Source organism: Shewanella sp. FJAT-51649, assembly GCF_019457435.1.
Classification (GTDB): domain Bacteria; phylum Pseudomonadota; class Gammaproteobacteria; order Enterobacterales; family Shewanellaceae; genus Shewanella; species Shewanella mangrovisoli.
Genome location: NZ_CP080411.1, coordinates 845,526 through 867,342 on the forward strand (window position 1 = coordinate 845,526; position 21,817 = coordinate 867,342).

General features: G+C 48.1%; 20 protein-coding genes. 7 read left to right on the forward strand and 13 right to left on the reverse strand.

Annotated features, from left to right (window positions below; genetic code table 11):
• Nucleotides 1–8: 8 nt before the first annotated feature.
• Complete coding sequence (locus tag K0H59_RS03760; protein WP_088211064.1) at nucleotides 9–788, forward strand: TOBE domain-containing protein; 780 nt, start codon at nucleotides 9–11, stop codon at nucleotides 786–788.
• Nucleotides 789–805: 17 nt separating this feature from the next.
• Here the strand turns inward: K0H59_RS03760 and queG are convergent, their stop codons facing one another.
• Nucleotides 806–1,987 (reverse strand): tRNA epoxyqueuosine(34) reductase QueG, encoded by a 1,182-nt coding sequence (queG, locus tag K0H59_RS03765; RefSeq protein WP_088211063.1) that lies wholly within the window; start codon nucleotides 1,985–1,987, stop codon nucleotides 806–808.
• Nucleotides 1,988–2,150: 163 nt separating this feature from the next.
• Between queG and K0H59_RS03770 the strand changes: the two genes are divergently transcribed.
• Nucleotides 2,151–2,972, forward strand: coding sequence for an ABC transporter substrate-binding protein (locus tag K0H59_RS03770; RefSeq protein WP_088211062.1), 822 nt, complete (start codon nucleotides 2,151–2,153; stop codon nucleotides 2,970–2,972).
• 1 nt (nucleotide 2,973) lies between these two features.
• Here K0H59_RS03770 and K0H59_RS03775 read toward each other — a convergent pair whose 3' ends face one another.
• The gene (locus K0H59_RS03775) at nucleotides 2,974–4,914 is read right to left on the reverse strand and encodes a tetratricopeptide repeat-containing diguanylate cyclase (RefSeq protein ID WP_220054702.1); all 1,941 of its coding nucleotides are present in this window, start codon (nucleotides 4,912–4,914) and stop codon (nucleotides 2,974–2,976) included.
• 114 nt (nucleotides 4,915–5,028) lie between these two features.
• Here K0H59_RS03775 and K0H59_RS03780 point away from each other — a divergent pair, with 114 nt between their 5' ends.
• Both K0H59_RS03780 and K0H59_RS03785 read left to right on the forward strand, forming a co-directional pair.
• Complete coding sequence (locus K0H59_RS03780) at nucleotides 5,029–5,556, forward strand: phosphatase PAP2 family protein (protein ID WP_220054703.1); 528 nt, start codon at nucleotides 5,029–5,031, stop codon at nucleotides 5,554–5,556.
• A gap of 24 nt (nucleotides 5,557–5,580) precedes the next feature.
• Nucleotides 5,581–6,015, forward strand: a complete 435-nt coding sequence (locus K0H59_RS03785; RefSeq protein WP_023268526.1) for a DUF3069 domain-containing protein — start codon at nucleotides 5,581–5,583, stop codon at nucleotides 6,013–6,015.
• 66 nt (nucleotides 6,016–6,081) lie between these two features.
• Here K0H59_RS03785 and K0H59_RS03790 read toward each other — a convergent pair whose 3' ends face one another.
• The 4 genes from K0H59_RS03790 to K0H59_RS03805 form a co-directional block, all read right to left on the reverse strand.
• On the reverse strand, nucleotides 6,082–7,770 hold the full coding sequence (locus tag K0H59_RS03790; RefSeq protein WP_088211059.1) for an NAD-dependent malic enzyme: 1,689 nt from the start codon (nucleotides 7,768–7,770) through the stop codon (nucleotides 6,082–6,084).
• 266 nt (nucleotides 7,771–8,036) lie between these two features.
• The gene (locus K0H59_RS03795) at nucleotides 8,037–8,501 is read right to left on the reverse strand and encodes a DUF1456 family protein (RefSeq protein WP_165953456.1); all 465 of its coding nucleotides are present in this window, start codon (nucleotides 8,499–8,501) and stop codon (nucleotides 8,037–8,039) included.
• A 156-nt stretch (nucleotides 8,502–8,657) separates the two neighbouring features.
• Entirely contained in the window at nucleotides 8,658–9,944 is a 1,287-nt protein-coding gene (locus K0H59_RS03800; protein ID WP_220054704.1) for an Nramp family divalent metal transporter, read from the reverse strand.
• A gap of 83 nt (nucleotides 9,945–10,027) precedes the next feature.
• Nucleotides 10,028–10,570, reverse strand: coding sequence for a PH domain-containing protein (locus K0H59_RS03805; RefSeq protein WP_220054705.1), 543 nt, complete (start codon nucleotides 10,568–10,570; stop codon nucleotides 10,028–10,030).
• 201 nt (nucleotides 10,571–10,771) lie between these two features.
• Between K0H59_RS03805 and K0H59_RS03810 the strand changes: the two genes are divergently transcribed.
• A complete protein-coding gene (locus K0H59_RS03810; protein ID WP_220054706.1) occupies nucleotides 10,772–13,357 on the forward strand; it encodes a TonB-dependent receptor in 2,586 nt (861 codons plus the stop codon).
• 117 nt (nucleotides 13,358–13,474) lie between these two features.
• Nucleotides 13,475–14,104 (forward strand): glutathione S-transferase family protein, encoded by a 630-nt coding sequence (locus K0H59_RS03815; protein ID WP_220054707.1) that lies wholly within the window; start codon nucleotides 13,475–13,477, stop codon nucleotides 14,102–14,104.
• Between the two features lie 72 nt (nucleotides 14,105–14,176).
• Here the strand turns inward: K0H59_RS03815 and K0H59_RS03820 are convergent, their stop codons facing one another.
• From K0H59_RS03820 to K0H59_RS03835, 4 genes are all read right to left on the reverse strand, one after another.
• On the reverse strand, nucleotides 14,177–14,677 hold the full coding sequence (locus tag K0H59_RS03820) for a DUF4447 family protein (RefSeq protein WP_011623924.1): 501 nt from the start codon (nucleotides 14,675–14,677) through the stop codon (nucleotides 14,177–14,179).
• Between the two features lie 41 nt (nucleotides 14,678–14,718).
• Nucleotides 14,719–15,126 (reverse strand): SMI1/KNR4 family protein, encoded by a 408-nt coding sequence (locus K0H59_RS03825; RefSeq protein ID WP_220054708.1) that lies wholly within the window; start codon nucleotides 15,124–15,126, stop codon nucleotides 14,719–14,721.
• Between the two features lie 235 nt (nucleotides 15,127–15,361).
• Entirely contained in the window at nucleotides 15,362–16,147 is a 786-nt protein-coding gene (locus K0H59_RS03830) for a RelA/SpoT domain-containing protein (protein ID WP_220054709.1), read from the reverse strand.
• Nucleotides 16,148–16,344: 197 nt separating this feature from the next.
• On the reverse strand, nucleotides 16,345–18,429 hold the full coding sequence (locus K0H59_RS03835; protein ID WP_220054710.1) for a M13 family metallopeptidase: 2,085 nt from the start codon (nucleotides 18,427–18,429) through the stop codon (nucleotides 16,345–16,347).
• A gap of 337 nt (nucleotides 18,430–18,766) precedes the next feature.
• On the opposite strand from K0H59_RS03835, the gene rsuA reads away from it, so the two are divergent.
• Nucleotides 18,767–19,474 carry a 16S rRNA pseudouridine(516) synthase RsuA gene (rsuA, locus tag K0H59_RS03840; RefSeq protein ID WP_220054711.1) on the forward strand — a complete coding sequence of 236 codons (708 nt, stop codon included), beginning with the start codon at nucleotides 18,767–18,769 and terminating at the stop codon, nucleotides 19,472–19,474.
• A 72-nt stretch (nucleotides 19,475–19,546) separates the two neighbouring features.
• On the opposite strand, the gene K0H59_RS03845 is transcribed toward rsuA, so the two are convergent.
• From K0H59_RS03845 to K0H59_RS03855, 3 genes are read right to left on the reverse strand one after another with little or no spacing between them, the layout of a single operon-like run.
• Nucleotides 19,547–20,503 carry a DUF4097 family beta strand repeat-containing protein gene (locus tag K0H59_RS03845; RefSeq protein WP_220054712.1) on the reverse strand — a complete coding sequence of 319 codons (957 nt, stop codon included), beginning with the start codon at nucleotides 20,501–20,503 and terminating at the stop codon, nucleotides 19,547–19,549.
• Nucleotides 20,500–21,078, reverse strand: coding sequence for an anti-sigma factor (locus tag K0H59_RS03850; RefSeq protein WP_220054713.1), 579 nt, complete (start codon nucleotides 21,076–21,078; stop codon nucleotides 20,500–20,502). The genes K0H59_RS03845 and K0H59_RS03850 overlap by 4 nt, the downstream gene beginning before the upstream one ends.
• On the reverse strand, nucleotides 21,078–21,611 hold the full coding sequence (locus K0H59_RS03855) for an RNA polymerase sigma factor (protein WP_011715920.1): 534 nt from the start codon (nucleotides 21,609–21,611) through the stop codon (nucleotides 21,078–21,080). The genes K0H59_RS03850 and K0H59_RS03855 overlap by 1 nt, the downstream gene beginning before the upstream one ends.
• Between the last annotated feature and the right edge of the window lie 206 nt (nucleotides 21,612–21,817).

The following is a 21,817-nucleotide window of genomic DNA, read 5'->3' on the forward strand; positions in this document are numbered from 1 at the left end:
GCAGGAACATGGACTTACACGCACTACTGACACTGTCATTGGGGGACAAACCCTTCGCCAATCCGCGGCGGATAGCTTTGCTGCGCCAAGTAGCCAATACTGGGTCTATCAGCCAGGGCGCTAAGTTGGCGGGGATTAGCTATAAGGCCGCGTGGGATGCAATAAACGAGATGAACACCACGATGCCTGAGCCTGTCGTCAGCAGCGAAAAGGGCGGTAAGGGCGGTGGCGGCGCTAAACTCACCGAGTTTGGTGAGCGTTTACTTAAGGTGTATTCCATCACCTCGCAGGTGCAGGAAATGGCGCTGTCGGCGCTGCTGGATGATTCGGTCGATATGCACAGTTTGTTAGATGTGATGGCGCATTTCTCCCTTAAAACCAGCGCCCGCAACCAGTTAACTGCTCGCATCCACAGCATTGAGCCGCTCGGCTTGAATGACAGCCTGAAGGTGACGTTGGCGGGAGGGCAGCAGATCCAAATCTCAGTGACTCATGCCAGTTTTGAGCGTCTGCAGTTAGCGCTTAATCAATCGATTCTATTGTTGTTTAAGGCGCCAGCCGTGACGGCCAGTCGTGATGCTTGCCTGAGCGTGGGGCAAAATTGCGTCAGTGGGCACTTACTGAGTGTGACTGAACTGGCCGATAAGGCTGAATTAGCCATAGAAATTGGCGCTAAAGATATTATCTATTCGGTGATGCCATTGTCCGATATTCAAACGCTCAAAGTAGGCGAACCCTGTTTTGCCTGTTTTGATGCCACACAAGTGATTGTTGCCAGTATGAATTAAGGCATTAAGCTAAGATGCTAGGCATCCCGTGGTAGGCCTTTTTGAATGACCCGAACCAGTCGCTCAGTTTTACGGTTATTGGCTGGTGAGCCGCCCGGATGTTGCCGCGCTAGAGCCCAATCAATATGTTCTTTCACCATATCATCGACATCCACCTGGGCTTTACGTTGTTCGAGGGCGGTGATGATTTGCGGCGAACTCGGCGCATTGCCTAGGGCGACGGCGATATTGCGTAGCCAGCGCTGATGACCAATACGGCGAATGGCGCTGCCTTCGGTCTGTTTGAGAAACTCGGTTTCGCTCCAGGCAAATAAGGTAAGCAGTTCTGGCTGCTTGAGCTTAGGCCGAATGTGGAAGTCACTCTCCTGAGTCAACGGTGCCTCGCGATTGACCGGGCACACCAACTGACAATCATCACAACCGTAAATGCGATTGCCCATCAAAGGGCGGAATTCTTCTGGAATAGCGCCCTGCAATTCGATTGTCAGATAAGAAATACAGCGCCGAGCATCCACAGTATAAGGCTCGACGATAGCGCCTGTTGGGCAGGAGGTGATGCAGGCTACGCAGGTGTTACAGTCTTCTTGGATAGGAATGTCTACGGGTAAAGGCAGGTTGATCAGTAATTCCCCGAGGAAGAACCAACTGCCCGCATCGTGATTAAGGATAAGTGAGTGCTTACCTGTCCAGCCTATGCCAGCTTTTTCGGCGAGTGGACGTTCCAGCACTGGGGCCGAATCGACAAAGGGTCTAAAGTCGGCAGCATCGAACCCGAGAGAGACAAGCTCGCTACTAATTTGATCCCCCAGTTTTTTTAAGCGAGCACGGATGAGTTTGTGGTAATCCCTACCACCCGCGTAACGCGAGATATAGCCCATATTTGGCGAGGCTAAGTTAGTGGCAAAACCCGCCTCTGGCGGTAGATAATCCATCCGTGCTGAAATCACTCGAACTGTGCCTGGGTGCAATTCGTGGGGGCGAGCGCGCATCATGCCATGGGTCGCCATGTAGCCCATTTCCCCGTGATATCCTTTATCCAGCCAAGCCTGTAATTTGAGTTCTTCCGCAGTTAAGTCGGTGTCGCAGATCCCTATTTGGGCAAAACCGAGCGCCTTTCCCCAAGTCTTGATTTGCAGAGCAAGGCGGCCAAGGGTGGCTGCGTCGGGAATATTGGCGGGAGAGGTTATTGTGGTCGACATGGAAACGGTATTGGGCTTAACAGGATGGCGCTATGATAGCAGTTTTAAGCCGCCGCGGACGAGTTTAGTGTTTAGGGGATTTTAGCCAAACAGCAATTGTTACTTTCTTCGGTGTGTAAATTAGATCTATGATGAGTAGTAACTTTCCCCTTCGGTCTTGTCTATGTTGCTGACCCTTTGCAAACACGGTTATCGCCTATTGTTGTGCATATGCTTAGGCTATGCAGGCATTAGCTTAGCTGCAACAGATGTGGCAACAGAAGCTACAACCAAGACGGTGCGGTTAGTGACAGAGGCTTGGCCTCCCATGAGCTTCGAGCAAGATGGCGTGCCAACCGGCTTTGGTGTTGAACTGGTTAATCAATTGCAGACGCGTATCGGGCAGCAGGAAAAAATTGAAGTCTTACCTTGGGCGCGGGCTTACTCTATTGCTCATTCGTCGCCGAACGTGTTGTTGTTTGCCACTTCTATCAGCGATGAGCGGGAAAGCCATTTCGATTTTATCGGCCCCATTGCCACCAGTAAAATTACTCTTTATGCCAGAGCTGATGATCCGATTAGTATCAATCAGTTATCCGAAGTTAATAACGCTGGGATCGTAGGCGTGTATCGTGAGTCAGTCGGCGCGCAATTACTGCAACAGCAAGGTATCGATGCTCTCTTAGTGGCGAGTTTTCCGCAGCAATCGGCTAAACAGTTGTTGTTTTCTCGGGTGCGGTTCTGGTGTCAAGCCGATTTGGCGGTCAAGCATATATTGCAAGATATTGGCGCGAAGGAGTCGGATATCAAGCCTGTGTATGTGCTCTCCGAAATCCATCTTTATCTGGCATTCTCAAAAGGAACGTCTTCCGACACGGTGCAACGTTGGCAAGCTGAGCTAGAAAAGCTCAAAGAGTCGGGAGATTTTGCGCGGCTCTATCAAAAATGGTTTGGCGCCTTACCGCCACCTCTTCAACATCAAATCTTTTGGCATCGCAATACCTAAGTTAGCTCGTGGCTTTTGCGGCTTTGACGCAGTTTCTACCAGCATTTTTAGCGTCGTAGAGCGCGTTATCGGCTCGCTTAAGTAAACGGGCAAAGCTCTCATCCTGTGGCTTGGATTCAGGGCTTAAGGTGGCGACCCCGGCGCTCACGGTCAGCTTTAACTCTACGGGTAAATTAATGGCGCCATAACGGGTGATTAAGGTTTGCAACTCCTGGGCGAGTTCCCACACGCGTTCGGCGTTGGTATTGGGTAATAAAATTAAAAACTCTTCGCCACCGATACGGCCAATCAAGTTGCGGTCAGCAGTTAATGCTTGGCTGGCTTGGGCTATGGTTAATAGTGCTTGGTCGCCAATTTCATGGCCGAAATTATCGTTAATCTTTTTAAAATGATCCGCATCGAAGATGATTACCGAGAATGGAGTTTGTTGCTTTAATGCCTGTTGAAAATATTGTTCCGCCTTGGCATAGATGTGCCGACGATTGGGCAATTGGGTCAGATAATCGGTTAGGGCTATGGTCTGTAGGTGACGATTGCGGTGCACTTGTTTGTAGGCAAAGAGTGACACTATGGCCAAAATGCAGCCCGTGAGTAGTAGGATGATAAGTTGCAGCGACTTATTTTTCTCGAGCAGTGCTAACTCTTGTTCCTTTAATTTTTGGTTATCGAGTAAGCGTTTGTTTTCTGACTCAATCCAACTGGTATCAAATTTTACTTTTAACTCAGTGGTTTGATGCGCAAACGAATTGTCTTCCACCTTTCGAGTTAAGGCGACAAACTGCTGTAAAGTTTGGTAGGCAGACGGCAAATCATTCATTGCCGCATAGACTTTGCTCTTGAGCTGCAATAGCTGAACTAAGCCGCGATCATTCTGCATGGCGCGAAACGCATTTTCAGCGTCGGCGAGTTCGCTTAACGCCTCTTGATAACGACCTTGTTGATAACGAATTTTTCCCATAAACAACTTCATAAAGCTGTAAGCTGCGGGTTCGTTCGCCGTGATCTCTAACTCGGCTTCTTTTAGATATTTTTCGGCCTCATCTAAACGATTTAGCTGGATCAAGCTGTAGGCAATGTTAGTGGCGTTGACCGCGGCGGCATTGTTGAGTCGATGCTTTTTAAAGTACTGATAGCTAAAACGAAAGTTTTCAATGGCCTGTTCGTGCTCGCCCATTTCATCTAAGGCAATCCCTATATCGGAGGTGACATTAGCGACTTGCTCCTCGTTCCCTTTCTTTAGATATAATTCTTTGAGTTTGTTGTAATACTTGATTGCACTCTCGGGATCACCATAGCGCCTAAAGCTGGTGGCAATGTCGGTTAGATTGATGTTTGCCCAGCCAGTTAAATTTAAGGATTCGTACAGTCCTTGTGCGGTGACTAAATCGTCTAAGGCGGCGGAAAAGTCACCAATATAGGAGTAGAGTGCGCCACGTAAGCTGCGAGCATCGGCGATAAGCTTGATATCTTCATGTTCGTATGCAGTTTTAATGCTGCGAGAATACCCTTCCATAGCGCCATTAATATCTCCACTCAATTGTAGAAACCAGGAGTGGCATAGGGTTAGATCGGTGGCAAAATGGACTGAGGCTGTGGTGGGAATGCTATTGAGTGCTTCTTGTGCTTTGTCTCGGGCGAGAAGGATTTCAGCTTCTGTCTCGGCTGGTTGATTCCAGCATTTGAGCATTTTTAACTTTTCGATGTGTTCTACATCATCGCTGGCAATCAGTTTATCCAGTAGCGCGATATTTTGCTCTACCGACTCGCGAGCCATAACCTCACCACTTTCAAATAATTTGAATATTTGATCGATCTGTGGCTTTTCTTCTGCAACGGTCAGGCTTAGCGGCACTAACAGCAGCATCAGAAACAGAGATAAATTACGCTGAGTGTGTGGCAAGGGAAAGGTTTCCTGTTCGCACTGAAACAGATAGCTAATCATTATCTTAGCATAAACTTTTTACGTCTTGTTTACATGTAAAGTTTGCAATTTTTGCATTCATTCCGCTATCAAGGTATAAACGTCGCCTTGGATCTCACCCAATAAGGAAACCCTTTGAAAAAATTACTCTGTGCCGCACTGTTGCTGTTCACGGGAGCGAGTTGGGCAAACTCGGATGATATCGAAACTTCGGGCGATGTAGTGCATTTACTCCTGCCTGCGACGGCTTTGGGCGCGACCCTATTCTATGAAGAGGGGAATGAAGGTTCGTGGCAATTACTTAAAGCAGCAGTCTCGAGCAGGGTCATAGTCGAAGGGCTTAAACTGGGTGTCAGTAAGGATAGACCCGATGGCAGTGGTGATGATTCTTTTCCGTCTGGACACACGTCGGACAGCTTTATGGCGGCGACATTTATTCAGCAGCGCTATGGTTGGCAATATGGTCTGTCAGCGTATCTTGCGGCGACTTATGTGGGCTATACCCGAGTCGAGAGCGATAAGCACTATTTAGAAGATGTCCTTGCAGGCGCTGCCATTGGCGCACTGGCGGGTTGGTATTTTACGGAGCCCTATAAAGGGATCACAGTGACACCTTTGGCCCACAATGGGGTTTATGGTTTATATATTAGCGGCCAATTTTAAGCCGTTTAAGTTAAGAGAGAAATTATGGCTGAAGTATCAGTTGAGTATCGTGAAACCGCTGAGCGGATTTCCCACAATGTTGCCAATAAAGTATTGCCTATGGCAAAAATGCCAGAAAGCCTATTAGAGGCTTATAAAGGTCTATGCGCCGAGTTATTACTCGATCGCGAAGGTAAATTTGCTGCGGCTTGGGAGGCATTGCCTGCCAGCGCTCGTAACTTGATGCCACAGGCGGAGTTCCACGGTTTTTATATTGCCAATGCGTGGCTGCAACTTAGCCGTGTTGCCCAGGAGATTTCTGAGCAGGCCGATACCGATGAAGCCATCAATGAGAAGGAATACAACGGGATTTTCGGTCGCTTAGCCGATGAATCACTGAAAGAATGCGTGCGGAAATTAAAGAAAGCGCGTACCGACCGTTCTATGCTCAACAGCTTTAAACAGGTGATGGCGCCTTAAGTGGTGAGTTTGACTCAATAAAAAGCCCGTCGATTGACGGGCTTTTTATTGAAATAATGTCTGAAATTAGAACGAAGTACGCTTATAACGGCGGTACTCTGGCTTCCAGAAATTATCTTCGATAGATTGCATCAGTAGCTCATCACTTGCAGGCAAGGATAGTCCTTGCTCAATCGCCACTTTACCGACGGCGAAGGCAATATGCTTACTCACTGAGTGAATGTCTTCCAGTTTTGGCAGGAGCGGCCCTGAGCCATTAATGGCTAACGGTGAGCATTCGGCGAGCGCGCGGCTCGATGCCATTAACATCGCATCGGAGACATGACGAGCCCCCGAGGCGAGTACACCTAAACCAATACCTGGGAAGATAAAGCTGTTGTTACATTGTGCGATTTCATAGGTCTCGCCATCGACAACCACAGGTTCAAACGGGCTACCCGTTGCCACTAAGGCTTGGCCAGACGTCCAGTGCAGAATATCTTTTGGCGTCGCTTCAACACGGCTAGTGGGGTTCGACAGTGGGAAGATAATTGGGCGTTCGCAGTGGCTATGCATTGCACGAACAATTTCTTCGGTAAATAGACCCGGTGCACCCGATACGCCAATCAGCACCGTTGGCTTAGCGTTATTCACGACATCGAGCAGTGAAATATTGTCGCTGAAGTTATTCCAGTTGCTGATTTCGGCACATTTTTGAGCCAATTTTTGTTGGAATGGCAACAGGTTAGGCATGTTGTCGAGCAGCAGGCCCCAACGGTCAACCATGCAGACTTGGCTGCGAGCTTGCTCGTCGCTGATCCCTTCTGACACCATTTGCGCAACGATGGCTTCGGCAATACCGCAGCCAGCGCTACCGGCACCTAAAAAGGCAATGCGTTGTTTGTTCAGCTCAGTGCCCGCGGCTTTACAGGCGGCGAGTAACGAGCCCACAGTCACAGCGGCCGTGCCTTGAATGTCATCGTTAAAGCAGCAGTAACGATCCTTATAACGCTCAAGGATTGGCATCGCATTCTTTTGGGCAAAATCTTCGAATTGGATCAGTGTATCTGGCCAACGTACATGCACGGCTTGCATAAAGGCTTCGATAAACTCGGCATACTCTTCGCCGCCAATACGTGGGTGGCGCCAACCCATGTACATAGGATCTTCCAGCAATTGTGGATTATCGGTACCTACGTCTAAGGTAATGGGTAGTGTGTATGCGGGGCTGATCCCACCACAGCTAGTGTACAGTGACAATTTACCAATCGGGATCCCCATGCCGCCAATACCTTGGTCGCCTAAGCCTAAGATGCGCTCACCGTCGGTCACAACGATGATTTTTACTTTTTGGCGAGTCGAGTTATTGAGGATGTCGTCGATTCTGTCCTTATTCGGGTAGGAGATGAACAGACCACGGTTACGGCGATAGTTTTTCGAGAAGCGCTCACAGGCCAAACCTACCGTCGGGGTGTAGATAATTGGCATCATTTCGCTGATGTGGTTTTGCACTAAACGATAAAACAGGGTTTCGTTGGTGTCTTGAATGTTGCGCAGATAGATGTGCTTATCGAGATCGTTATTGAAACTTCTGAACTGATCGTAGGCGCGTGAAGCCTGTTCTTCAATGGTTTCAATGGCGTAGGGTACTAAGCCTTCGAGGTTAAAGAAAATACGCTCTTCTTCCGAAAATGCACTGCCCTTGTTAATTAAGGGTGCTTCAAGAATGGCAGGTCCTGCAAACGGAAGATAGAGGGGGCGTTTATTATCGTCCATGGGTAACCTTTGAGTTATTGTTTAATGGTTCGGTACGTGCTTGAGACGTGCTGTAAGTCACGTAAGGTTATCATGAAATGTGATCTTTGTTGCCTGTATCGTGCGCTATTTGTGGCTTTTTTTGCAGCAGAGACAATTCTTACTGTTTTAAACAGGGTTCTGTTAATTGGTTGTAAATGCTTTTGCAGAGTAAATGGCTGTTTAAGGTGCTATTAAAACAAAAAACGCAGCCTAGGCTGCGTTTCTGGGATTAAGTTTTTTGGGGATTAAACACCGCGGTATTTTAGCGATAAGCCACGGATAAAGTTACGCAGGATCTGGTCGCCACAGGCCTTGAAGTTTTTATGATCCGGGTTGCGAAACAGCGCGCTTAACTCAGACTTAGACATTTGCACTTCGGCGAGCGCTAAGGTGGCCATAATATCTTCTTCACGCATTTCGAGGGCAACACGTAACTTTTTGAAGATTAAGTTGTTGTTTAATTTTGATACTGGCTTGGGCAGTTCAGCCCCTTCGCGTAAACCACGTTTTTCGATGATAAGACCATCTAAAAACTGACATAGGGTCGTGTCGTTACAGGCCTTATAGCCTTCTTCCTCTTCTTTGCGCAGCAGACTAATCATCTCTTCGGTTGGCACTTCTCTTCCAACTTTGGCAAAGATCTTAATCATTTTGGCATTGTTGAAATCAAACACGAAGCGCAAACGGCGCAAAATATCATTGTTAATCATGGTCATCTCTAGGCGCGGCTGCGCTGTCTGGTTTAAGAGCAGACATTATATACTCAAAGTAACAGAAAAGCAGGAAAGTCTAGCGTGGATGAGCAAGTGGCACAGTAGAGCATGAGCCCGCGCCCGCGCTGAGGACTCATGCTCAAATGAGTTGAACTACACCTTAACCGCTAGATACCAGTAAATAAAAAGCACTGCAAAAATAAGCAAATAGCTTAATCCTATCCAAGATAGGCATTTCATTTTTGTGCCATAACGATGAGCCTCTGGCAGTTGGGTGCTAGTCATTAAGCGATAGTTGAGCCATGCAAAAACCACTGTGGTCATAAAGGCTAAAATCATCACAAACTCTAGCAGTGGCAACAGTGCGCCCTTGAAAAACAGGATGAGCATTAACCCTAATGCACTTACGCTGAGCATGATGCCTGTCAGGCGTTTGTCCGATTGGACTTCGCTGACTGCCGTGTGTGACAGCAGTTGCCAGCCCATGTTCAAGGTTCGGCTATAGCCATCGATGACAGTGACAGTGGTGCTGAAAATACATAAAAACGCCACTATGCCTATCAAATAGCGGCTTTCACCCCCCATGACTTGGCTATATAAGTTGATTAATTGGTTCGCAAATTTGGCGCCAGAGTCGGAAAAGTGCTCACCACTGCCATGCATCACCAGCGCACCTAAGGCCAAAAAGACCACGGCTAACAGAGCGGTGACTAGATAACCTAAGTTGAAGTCTAAGATAGCTTGGGCGGGAGTAACGGGTGATGTCTTTTGTTTTTCCAATAACCACAACGAATTCCATGCGCTGACCTCAATCGGCGCTGGCATCCAGCCCATCATGGCGACCAAGAATCCCACATGGGCCCACTGCCAAGGCGAGGGGGAGACAAACTGACTTTCTAGCGGTTTCATATGATCCAATGCCAGCGCGACCGCAATTAAAGTGGTGAGCGTCAGGGCGAACATGATCATCTTGGTCAGCCTGTCTAACAATGAATAGTGCCCTAAAATCAATAACAACAGCGAACTTATCAGCACCAACAGCGCCAACACATCAATAGGTAAGGGGATAAACTGAGTCAGCATGGCGGCGGTTAACATACAAACCCCCGCGGTACTGGCGATAGAAGCTATCACATTGAGGCCCGTGAATAGCCACAGATAACCTCGGCCCTGTTTAAGATAACCATGCAACAGGCTTTCCCCTGTGGCGGCGGTGTAGCGCGCACCCGCGGCAAAGAAGGGGTATTTCAGCAAGTTCACTCCCAGAATCACCCAGGCGAGTTGCCAGCCAAATTCTGCGCCAGCGCGGGTGGATGACACTAAATGTGAGGCCCCAATCGCGGCTGCGGCCATTAATACACCGGGTCCCATGGCCTTTATGCCGAGAGCCAGTTGTGCTGTCCAATTCATGGGGAAGGGTTTTACTTGAGAAGTCGCCATAATACGCTGGGTGTTTCCTTATCCGTTGGACATGGTCTGTCTGATACTGAGCTATCTAAGCACTTAAGTCGCGGTGTTAACTGTTAAGAATTGTATTTGGCGGCGAGTAGGGCTTCGATGCGTTTTAAGCTTGCCGTCATCTCCACAAGTTGGGTCAGCAGGGCGTTATCTTCCGTGGGAGCACTCGCCTCGGCGGGTGAGTGTAGATCACTTAAGCGTTCTTTTTGCTCCAAAATCTGCGCCCTAAAACCCGGCGCATCAACTATGCCCACCAGACTAATTAAGGCGCCAGTGCCCGATTGTCCTGCGGTTTCTACAGTGAGTTTATGTAATCCCATCAGGCGCATAATCGGCCCCTGAATGAGGGCGATATCGGTAATCTTATCTAAGGGAACCGTATTTTCTGTGCGAGTTAAAATACCTCTGCGCACAATCAACTTTTTGCTGGTTAAGCGTGCGCTCATATTGCGAATATAGCGACGAGTCCCCCACAGGCCGATAGGGAACCATAGTAGTAACAAGGGGATACCTACAATGCTTAGGGTGAAGTAAGCGGCTCCAGAGAGTAACCAATACATGCCTAAGTTAGCTTCAAATTCAGCTTCATGAATCGTTTGTTCTTGCATTTTCTTCCCTAATGTTTGCATCCAGTTGTTAACTATCTTGAGAGATCTCTGCTGGAAAATACATGGTTTTTATTAGTAACAAAAGCTTAACTTTTTGCAGTGCCCCATTGACTTTGTTTTACAACCGATTACCTTGGTTGTGTTAAAAATTAGTTTAATAAAAGTAAAATAAATTTAACAAATGAAGATTAGGGGATGTAAATGAAAAGACCTCAGATTCTACCCAGCGCTTGTGCTATCGCAATTGCCATGGCATTTGCCCCGAGTATTAGCTATGCAGCCGACAATGGTGCCGATAAAGTTGAACGTATTGAAGTAACGGGCTCTCGTATTAAGCGCACCGACATCGAAGGACCGTCACCCATTCAATCCATTGGTAAAGAAGATATTGCCAACATGGGTTTCGATAACCTGCAGCAGTTACTCGAACGTATGCCTGCCAACGGTGCCGGCGCTTTCTCGACCCGTGGTAACAGCCAAGACTCGACCGCCAACGGTGGTGCTTCGATCAGTTTGCGTGGCTTAGGTCCCGACGCCACTCTGGTATTGATTAACGGTCGCCGTGTTGCGGCCAGTGCCTTTGCCGAAGGTATCACTAACTCCTTCGTCGACATTAACAACATTCCGGTTTCTGCGATTGAACGCGTCGATATTCTTAAAGATGGTGCATCGGCGATTTACGGTTCCGATGCAATTGCGGGCGTAGTCAACATTGTCTTAAAAAAAGACATCGAAGGGATTGAGGTTAACTTAGGTTACGGTGATACCCCGGGTACGGGTTACGATGAAACCACGGCGAGCGTCGTTTGGGGCGTGAAATCCGAAAAGGGCAGTGCGTCGGTTATTCTCGACTATTTTAAAAATGACACCTTAGCGGCAACCGATTTGGGCCGTTTTGGCACAGCTGATCAAAGCCCTTACGGTGGTGAAGATTTCCGTTCTTCACGCGGTTTCCCCGGTTATTTTTATGTCGATGGTGTGAAGACTATCGATCCATCCTGTCCACCCGATCGTGCCACGGCCAGCGGCAGCTGTTTATTTGACTATGGCCCATACAACTTAGTGATCCCTGAAGCTGAGCGTATCGGGGCTATTGGTCAATTCGATTACCATTTCAATGACGATTTAACCGCTTTCCTCGAGTTAGCGGCGCAACATAACTCTTCTATTGCGGGTGGCGCACCAACCCCTTTGGATGAAGATGCGGCCTTAACTGTGCCTGGTACTCACCCAAATAATCCTTGGGGCAAAGATATTGAAATCGGTCGTTTCCGTACTGTGGATGCAGGCGCACGCCGTTGGGATATCGAGTCCGACACCCTGCGTTTAGTGGCGGGTTTACGTGGCACGATTAAAGAGTGGGATTGGGAAGCCTCGGTACAACGCGGCCGCAGTGAATCGACTCAAACGGGCGATCGTACTCAAGGTTGGGTCAGAACCGATTACCTGCAAGCTGAGATCGATGCGGGTCGCTACAATCCTTTTGGCGGCACCATGAACTCGCAGGATGTGATTGATGCCATCACGACTAGCCTAGTTCGCCAAGGTTTATCGAGCATGACCTCTTACGCGGCGAATATTTCCGGTCAGGCTTTCACGCTGGCGGATCGCGATATTATGATGGCAGCGGGTGTGGAATACCGTGAAGAAAGCGTGAGCGACGTGCCGGATGAACAGTTCCAACGTGGACTGATTTTCGGTACCGAAGCGGTTTCTGCGGCGGCCTCTCGTGACCAATACGCGGGTTATGTGGAGTTCTCTATTCCTGTCACAGATAATTTTGAGCTGCAACTCGCGGGTCGCTACGACCACTACAGCGATTTTGGTTCAACCACTAACCCCAAAGTGGCGTTCCAATGGGGCATCACCGATGAGCTGACTAGCCGTGGTTCTTGGTCAACGGGTTTCCGCGCGCCTTCATTAGCACAAATTGGTTTAGGCCCATCACGCGAAAGTAGTTTCTTTATCGATACTTATCGCTGCGCCGCCGATGGTGTGGATTGCGAAGCGCTCGACTACAACACTGAATTCCAAGGTAACTCTGAGTTGGATGCCGAAGAGTCAGAAACATGGAACCTTGGACTCATCTGGGCGCCAAGCCAGAAGTTTGATATCGGTTTCGATGTTTACAGCATTACTCAAGATAACAAGATCGATAAGCAGCCATTGGGTGATATCTATACCGCAAACTGTAACGATCAAAACAGCACTGTGTGTGAGCGTTTAGCTCCGCAAGCGGGTCAAACCTTAGGTCCTATCAGCATTATTCACTCAAGCTTTATCAACTTAAGCTCGCAGGATGTGCAGGGTGTTGACCTGTCAACCCACTATGGTCTTGAGCTAGATAGCTTTGGTGATTTGAAGTTTGGCCTAGAGTACAGCTACTTACATAACTTCGAAAAAGACGGTCTCGATTACACTGGCGAGTACAAGTTCCCACAACATCGCTGGTTGCTCACCACGAACTGGACCATGGATAACTTCGCGGCCAACGTAAACCTGAGCTACATCGGTGAGTTCGAAGATACTCCAGATATCGACTTTGACGGCGTGTTAGACTTCGAAACCAACAAGTCTCGTATGGTTGATGCACAGTTATTAGTCGATATGTCAGGCAGTTACCGTTTCAACGAGATGTTTAAGCTGACATTAGGCGTGAACAACCTGTTCGATGAAGAACCACCGTTTGCGATTGGTGACGGCGATACCGACCTCTATGGTTATGTGATTTCTGTACACAACCCAATGGGACGTTATATCTATACCAAACTGACCATGAACTTCTAATTAGTCATTGGTAGAGTCATTGGAAACGGCGCTTCGGCGCCGTTTTTGTATTTTACTCTGCTGCGATACAGTGTATCTTCGTTCTCGTTAATCAGTCATCACTAAAAGGACGTTAATATGATCACCTTATATGGCATGCCCCGCAGCCGTGCATTACGAGTCGCTTGGGTGCTAGAAGAGTTAGGCGCCGAGTGGGCCTTTTCGTTTGTGGATATGAATAAGGGCGAGCACCGTAGCACCGCTTTCTTAGCGCTTAATCCCTGCGGTAAAGTGCCAGTGTTAACCGACGATAATCTTGTATTGTCTGAGTCTGCGGCTATTTGCCTGTATCTGGCGGAGAAGTTTGGCAACTTGTTACCTGAAGCGGGCAGTGCCGCATCGGCTCTGCATCATCAATGGGTGAGCTTTATTATTACCGAACTCGAGCAGCCTTTGTGGACCCTAGGCAAGCATAAATTCGCGCTGCCGGAAGCGCAGCGTCATCCTTCCATCATGCCCTGCGCTGTGTGGGAGTTTAATAAGGCGGCGGCCTTGGCCGAAGCTATGCTGCCCGATAGCGACTTTTTACTCGGCGATACCTTATCGGTTGCAGATATCCTGTTGGCCCATACCCTGCTTTGGGGCACCTTATTTGAGCAGCAGATCCCGCCTAAATTAGCGGCGTATCGCGATAGAATTGCAGCGCGTCCTTCGCGTAAATCGGCACTCGCCAAAATGGAAGCTGTCGCAGCAGCGGCACAGGCTTAATCTGCACTAAGCGATAAAAAACAAAAGGGCAGAAGATTCACTTCTGCCCTTTTTGCTTAAGTCGTTTAGTGTTTATAGCTGCGTCGCCGCCCATTTTGCACGGCTTTCACGGCTCTCACTTAACCCATTTTGTTCACGGAATGCTTTGTAGGCTTCGACATCGAGATTGACTAAGCTAACATCCACTTCGAGCACCAGTTTACACTCTTTCTTAATGCGCCATGCCGCTGTGTTGTACAGCTCAGTTAACGGCAGCGAGCTTAAAAATTCCGGATTATATTGGGTGTAAACGGCCTGGGTTGGATACACCACGAAGGCCAAGTGACGCTTAGGCTCTTTCTTAAATAAGGCTTCGATGCCGTCTGTGGTATTGAGTACTTGCATCTCGATAATATCGTCGAGATCTAACAGTTTTTTCTGCGCCAGTTCAGGGGCCTGTGTCTCAGCATTTTCCCAAGCTAATACATCGGCTTCGCTGTGGTTGGTCAGTTGTCCTACTTGAGCCGCACTGAGGCTGAGTGATTGGCGTAAGTAGCTCATTTCGATGGCGTTCAAGCCAATATTTTTAGACATAATGCGGTTCTCAAGTTGATAAAAATAAAATCTCGGTAAAATCAGTATTTGTTTTTAAGCCAAATATCTTCGACCCATTCCCAGAAGGATTCCCAATAAGTATCGGTAAAGTCACCGTTTTGCCAGAAGTGAACTTGGCCATCCTGATCGATACAGTAAAAGTCATCGCCCAATTGGCAGATGGCAATCAAGTCCCTCGGCAAGCCGATTGACCAAGCATAGCAGGTGACTTCGGGTAAATAGGTGTGCGAATAGGGATCGGCTGCGGTCACAGGCTCAATCGCGCCATAAATCACATCACTGGCATGGAGTAGGTATTCCTTTAATTCCCGTGGCAGTGGGATCAAAATCTGTTCCTCAACCTCCACTAACTGCTCGAATGTGGGTAACTCGAGTGGCACAGGCACGGTTTCGTTGCGTTCTTGAAGTTGCTCAATAATGTCGTGCATGGAATTTCCTTAAGGGTCGCCTTATGGCGCGGGATTATATAGGGAAACCAGTTTGGATGCGAGGGAAGGGCTGTGAGCGGATAGTGTGCATAGATCGATTGTTAGCGAGATGACGCTTTGGGCTAAGTCTGGTGTTACGCCATAAAAAAGCGCTGGCATCTGTTTTCACAAATAGCCAGCGCAACAGTGGAAGTGGTACAGCGTTAAACGGTTAAGCGATTAAAGAAACGGGTGATTAAGCAACTGAGTTAGTCAGCAGCAGTCCTTCATCGACGCGTTTGTAGTTAAGCCAAGCCTTGTGATACAACTTATGGGACTCTTGGCGCAGCTTAGCGATCTGTGCGGTTTCAAACTCACTTAATGCACGTTGTTGTTTTATTGCATTCGCCTCAATCTGTTGAACCTGTTCGTAAACCTTGTGCTCTGGGCCACTTTTAATGTCGGCAATATCCTTAAGGTGTAATTGGACCTCGGCAATCATTCCGCTTTCGGGCAAACGTACCAGTAAGTTAAGGTCGCGATAACCTGAGGCTTTAGGCTCGGCGAAACGGTTTTTCTGTTTTACGACCTGAGCTTGCTCGCTTAAGGCGTAGTAGCTTTGCATCAGCTCGGAGATGCTGTTACTGACGATGCTGGCGCGGGCAAGATCGGTGATCTGGCTAGCATCCCCATTAAATTTGGTGGCGACCTTCTCGGCGGCGCGTTGATAGCTTTTCACGTCAGGCAAAATCACCTGCGCCTGTGAACAGGCTGTCACTGTCTGCAACAGGCTTGCGAGTTCATTCTGGGCCGTGTGGGCGTTGGAATATAAGTTGTCTAAACAGGTCGACGCTTGACGCGGAGTGTCGAAAGTTTGAGTGTTGAGCGCATAAAGACCATGCAGATCATGGCTTTGAGCCTGTCTTGCACTGTAATTACCGCGTTCGGCTCTGCTGTCATTGATATCTAAAGGATTGGCTACGCCTGTGCGGGTCGATAATAAGAGTAGAAAGATAAAAAAGGTACGAAATAACTTATTCATAACGGCCTACTTCCTTATGGGAGTGATACACATCACGGGAATACCATAGGCTGGAGTGGCTTAATTAAAGCTGAATCAATGATGAAGACTTGTTCATGTTTGGCTTAGGTTCACATTTTTCGCGCCTAAAAAAATGGCGCCGCTATTGTGAGCGGCGCCATTGGGTTTGTTGATTACTATCTTGAATTAATTTGGAATTACCAAATTTTCACGCGTTTCTCTGGCGCGATATACATAGCATCACCAGGTTTCACATCATAGGTAGTGTAGAACTCTGGCATGTTAGACAGCGCACCTAATGCACGGAATTCCGCAGGTGAGTGTGGATCTGTCGCTACACGGTTACGCAGGGCTTCTTCTTTGGCTTTTGCACGCCAAATTTGCGTGAAGCCGATGAAGAAACGTTGGTCGCCAGTCAGACCGTCGATAACTGGTGCTTCTTTACCATTGAGCGACTTTTTGTACGCACGGTAAGCGATAGTCACGCCCGATAAGTCACCGATGTTCTCGCCCAAGGTCAGGCTGCCGTTGACGTGCAGATCGTCAAACACATAGTAGCCATCGTATTGTGCGATCAGCGCCTTACCACGTGCAGAGAATTCTTCTAAGTCTTTCTCTGTCCACCAGTCGCGCATATTACCTTCGCCGTCGAACTTAGCACCTTGATCGTCGAAACCGTGGCCCATTTCGTGGCCGATAACCGCACCGATACCACCGTAGTTGACGGCATCATCCGCTTCCATGTTGAAGAAAGGTGGTTGCAGAATGGCTGCTGGGAACACGATTTCGTTCATGGTTGGGTTGTAGTAGGCGTTAACCGTTTGTGGGGTCATGTGCCACTCGTCTTTATCGATTGGCGCGCCTAACTTAGCCAGTGACTTAGCGTGCTCAACTTCGCTTGCGCGAACCGCGTTACCAATCAAATCATCGGCTTTGATGGTCAGCTTGCTGTAATCTTCCCATTTGTTTGGATAACCAATTTTCGGGTTGAATTTCGCTAATTTTTCGGCAGCAGCTTGCTTAGTGGTATCGCTCATCCAAGTCAGATCTTTGATGCTGTCGCCGTAGGCGCCGCGCAGGTTTTCAACCAATGCTTGCATACGCTCTTTAGCTTCTGGAGCGAAGTGACGCTTCACGTACACTTTACCCACCACTTCACCTAATACGCCGTTGACTGCCGCAACACCGCGCTTCCAACGTGGCTCTTGTTCTTCTTGTCCGTTAAGGGTTTTAGAGAAGAAAGCAAAGTTCTCGTTGTCTAACTCTTCGCTCAAGTTGCTCGCCGCGTGTGTCAACACTTGCCATTGCATGTAGGTTTTCCAAGTCGCCAGATCGGTCGTTTTGAGGACTTCGTTCAGGCCTTGGATATAGCTTGGTTGGTTAACGATAATGTCAGTCTGCTTGTCAGCACCTAATGCCGTTAAGTAGCCAGTCCAGTCGATATCTGGCGCTAAGCTTGGCAGATCTTTGACTTGGTACAGGTTGTAGGTCTTAGTGCTGTCGCGTGTTTCAACTACATCCCAATGTTTAGAGGCAATCGCAGTTTCGAGTGCGAGGATTGACTCAGCGCTAGCTTTTGGATCTGCAAGACCAGCCAGCGTGAACATTTTTTCAATATGGGCTACGTAAGCTTTACGGATATTGACGAAACGCTCTGCTTCGTTGAAGTAGTAATCTTTTTCCGGCAGGCTTAAACCGTATTGCCATAGGTGAGTGGCGTAACGGCTAGAGTTTTTCGCATCGATATCGATGTAGAAGGCGATAGGCGTACCGGCGCCCATGATTTGGCTGTGGGCGAAGTATTTCACCAGCTCATTTTTATCTTTTAGAGCGTTGATGGCATCAAACTCGCCTTTCAGTGGCGTCACGCCCAGCTTGTTTAGCGTCGCAGTGTCCATAAATGAACGGTAAAGGTCAGCCACTTTTTGCTCGTCAGTACCTTCGGCCAGATTTGGCGTGGCGGCCACTTCTTCGATAATGGCTTTAACGTCATCACGGGATTTTTCACGCAGATCGTAGAAGGCACCAATGCTAGTGCGATCGGCTGGGATCTCGGCTTTCTTCAGCCAAGCGCCGTTAACATATTCATAGAAGTCGTCCTGTGGACGCACTGATTTATCGAAGTTTTCAAATTCGATACCTGAGCCCAATGCTTTAGTGACAGCGGCAGCAGTGGCGGTTTTAGCAGTTTCTGGCGCTTTAACTTCAGCGGGTTTGTCATTACAGGCAGTGAGGCCCGCGATGAGTGAGGCACACAGTCCCCCAATGAGTACTTTTCTCATGTCGTTTCCTTCGAGTTTGTTATTGTGCCCATCTCTGGGGCTGTTTGGTGCAAAATGGGATTGCTTCAGGCGCAACGCAACGTATGTTAATGCTTTAGTGGGAATCTAAACAAGGTGATCACACTTTTTCAGTCAGATTTCTTATCCGTCAGTTGTAACTAAAAATTACCATGGTTGAAATTGGCCTAAAAACCACCAAACATACCGTACGCAAGCTCTGACAAGTTAGTAAGCACTTAGGTTTGTCTGGCGTAACTAAGGGGGCATTTGGGCAATTTGATTGGCTAGGCTTTGCCCTTTCGTTCGTTGGGCCTCATAATACGGCGGTTTTCATTTATTGAAGTTGAGTCGTCCCGTGCGTTTAGACAAATTTATCTGTGAAAGTACCTCGCTTACCCGTTCTTTAGCGAAAAAAGCCCTGCACCGTGGTGACATCACCTGTGATGGGGTTGTGATTAAAGATGCTGGTTTTAAAGTGCTCGAGGGGATGCAAGTATGCCTCGAAGGTGAGCCTATCTCCCTCGTTGGTGAGCGTTACCTGATGCTTAATAAGCCCGTGGATACGATTTGCTCGACCATAGATGAAGTCTACCCTTCGGTATTGAGCCTGCTGGATATTGAAAAGCCCGAAACCTTACATATTGCCGGGCGTTTAGATGCCGATACTACTGGCCTAGTGTTGATCACGAGCGATGGTCAATGGTCGCATCGGATCACCTCGCCGAAAAAAGACTGTGGCAAGCGTTACTTAGTGACGTTAGCCGAGCCTGTGGATGAGAGTCTGATTGGCGTCTTTGCCGCTGGAGTGGAGCTGAGAAACGAAGACGGCCTGACAAAACCCGCAGTGCTTGAAATCATCGAGCCGCAGCTGGTGCGTTTAACCATTACCGAAGGCAAGTATCACCAAGTGAAGCGGATGTTTGCCGCCGTAGGTAATCATGTGGTTGGCTTACACCGTGAAAGCATTGGCAAAATTGAATTAGACACAGAACTTGCCCTCGGTGAATGGCGTTATCTGACGAGCGAAGAAATCGCCTCGATTTAACACCGTTTGGCTAAAAAAATGCCGCTCCTGATGAGCGGCATTTTTATTGCTGATTCGTGTTTTCTGATAAAACTATTGTTTTTTCAGGATCAGATTACCGCTAATGGTATCCATCTTCACACTGGCGCTACCAGAACCTGTTTGGAAGCTTAAGGATTCATTCGGCACGTATTTTTGTCTTTGTGGCACATCTTGGCTTAAGCCATTTTTGATTTTGCCACCTGGGCCGCCATTGAGCTCGAAATTAGCATCGGGTGTATCCGAAAATGTCACAATAATATCGCCACTGACGCTCTCAAGATTGGCTTTATCGAAACTTTTCGCCAGTGAGACTTGAGTGTCGCCGCTTACGGTGCGGACATTAACTTCTTTGGCGCTGTTAAAGTCGGCTTTGACTTCCCCTGAAACCTGCTCGACTTTCACTTTATCGGCTAAGGTTTGGCTGTTGAGATCGCCGCTCACTAAACGGTATTTGATTTCGCCTTTGCTCTGGGTGTCTTTAATCTCACCTGAGACTGTATCTAACATCACTTTACCCGCTAATTCCTTAGTGGTGATATCGCCAGACACAGTGTGCAATGTCTGTGTGCCATCCAGTGCTTCGGCGGTGATATTACCGCTAACGGTATTCAGCTCGAGCTCACCTTGAGTCTGGCTGATTTGCAGATTGGCTGAAATCGTATCGGCGTTCAGCTTGACGGATTTAGGCACTTTAATGGTGAGTTTTGAGCCGTTGTTGTCACTGCCGTTATAGTGACGTGGCATTTTATCTTCGATATTTAGGTTGTTACCTTTCTGCTCGAAGACAAAGCCTTCGCTCAGCTCATCGAGAGTACCCGTCACGCTGACTTCATTTTTATCCCAGCTTTGAATTTGCACTTCGCCCCGTTGGACTTTGATTTGCAGCAGAGTATCGCTACTTATCGGTAACTGTTTATCCACACTTTCAGCGGCAAATACACTGCCCATAAGGCCAAGATAAAGCGTTGATACTAAGAGACTGGTTTTCGTGAGGGTAAAATGGCTCATATGCTATTTCCTTGTGTTGAGTTTTGAATTGGAAGTTTTTGGCCTTGCTGTAGCAAATCGAGTTCACGTTGTTGCACCCAAAGCCAGAGTTGCCAAAGTTGTTTGTCGGTTGGATTAGCCTGTAATGCTTGATAGATCTGTTCGCCTGCGCGGCGTAATTCTGCTAAGCCTTGCTCTAGCGGCGCGCTAAAGCGACTGGTTTGCCACGCGACAACCGTTGGGGTTTGTTCGAGGCTCGTCACTTGGGCTTCATGTGTCTGGGCAATTTGGCTTAGCAGAGTGTGCAGCGCTTGCTCATCATCCGCCGGTTGGCTAGCGATTTGTTCAGGGAGTGACTTTTTTACTGGCGCTTGAGTGTAGAACCCGAAGAACACCGCCAGAATCACAGTTGCAGCAATCGCCCATTGCGCGCCTTGTAGTCGCGGCGCTTGGCGAACAGCTGTTTGCGACGCCAATGGCTTATCCATACGTTTTTCGATGCCTTGCCAAAGATCCCGTTCGGGGGTTAAGGCTTTGGGGGCATTATCAATCAATTGCTGGAGTTTGGCCTCGCGGGGATCGTTAGATAAGGACATTACAGCATCTCCTGTAGTAATTGCTTGGCTCTGTGGTACTGGGTCTTACTGGTTCCCACGGCAATACCAAGTAATTGTGCAATTTCTTCATGTTGATAGCCTTCAATGGCGCAGAGCACAAACACGATACGCGCCCGCTCTGGCAGTCTGAGGATCAATTTGTCTAACCCTTGATAATGCTCATCTGCGCTTGAATGTTCATCGTCACTCTCCATTGGGATAAAACGCGCCCAAAACGACTTTTGCTTACGGATAAAGCTCAGCGCCTGATTCACACAGATACTGTGTAACCAAGTGGAAAATTGGCTCTCTCCCCTAAACTGCGGCAATTTCTGCCAGACCAGAATAAAGCACTCCTGAGTGATCTCTTCCGCCTGCGAGGCTTGGCCTGATAACCGCAGTGACAGGGCATATACCCTTGGATGATGGTGTAAATACAGCTGCTTGAATGCGGCTCTATTCCCTTGGCTAGCCAAGGTGATGAGGTCAAGTTCTGACATCGCATTGTTGAGTGGGAGTCTCCCTGCCGTCACTGTATTTTCCTGTCATCAAGGTGAATGGTTACTGATTGGACGCTTTGAAAAGCGCAAAAGGTTTGTATCCTATAAAAAAATATTCGGTTTATTGTTAGATATTGCGTAACTCACATCCTTGTTGTAGTAACATTAGCAAAAACTTTTAGCGCTAAGTTTATGAAGTTATTAATTTTATACCAAATGGTATGCTGAGTAGAAAGCTA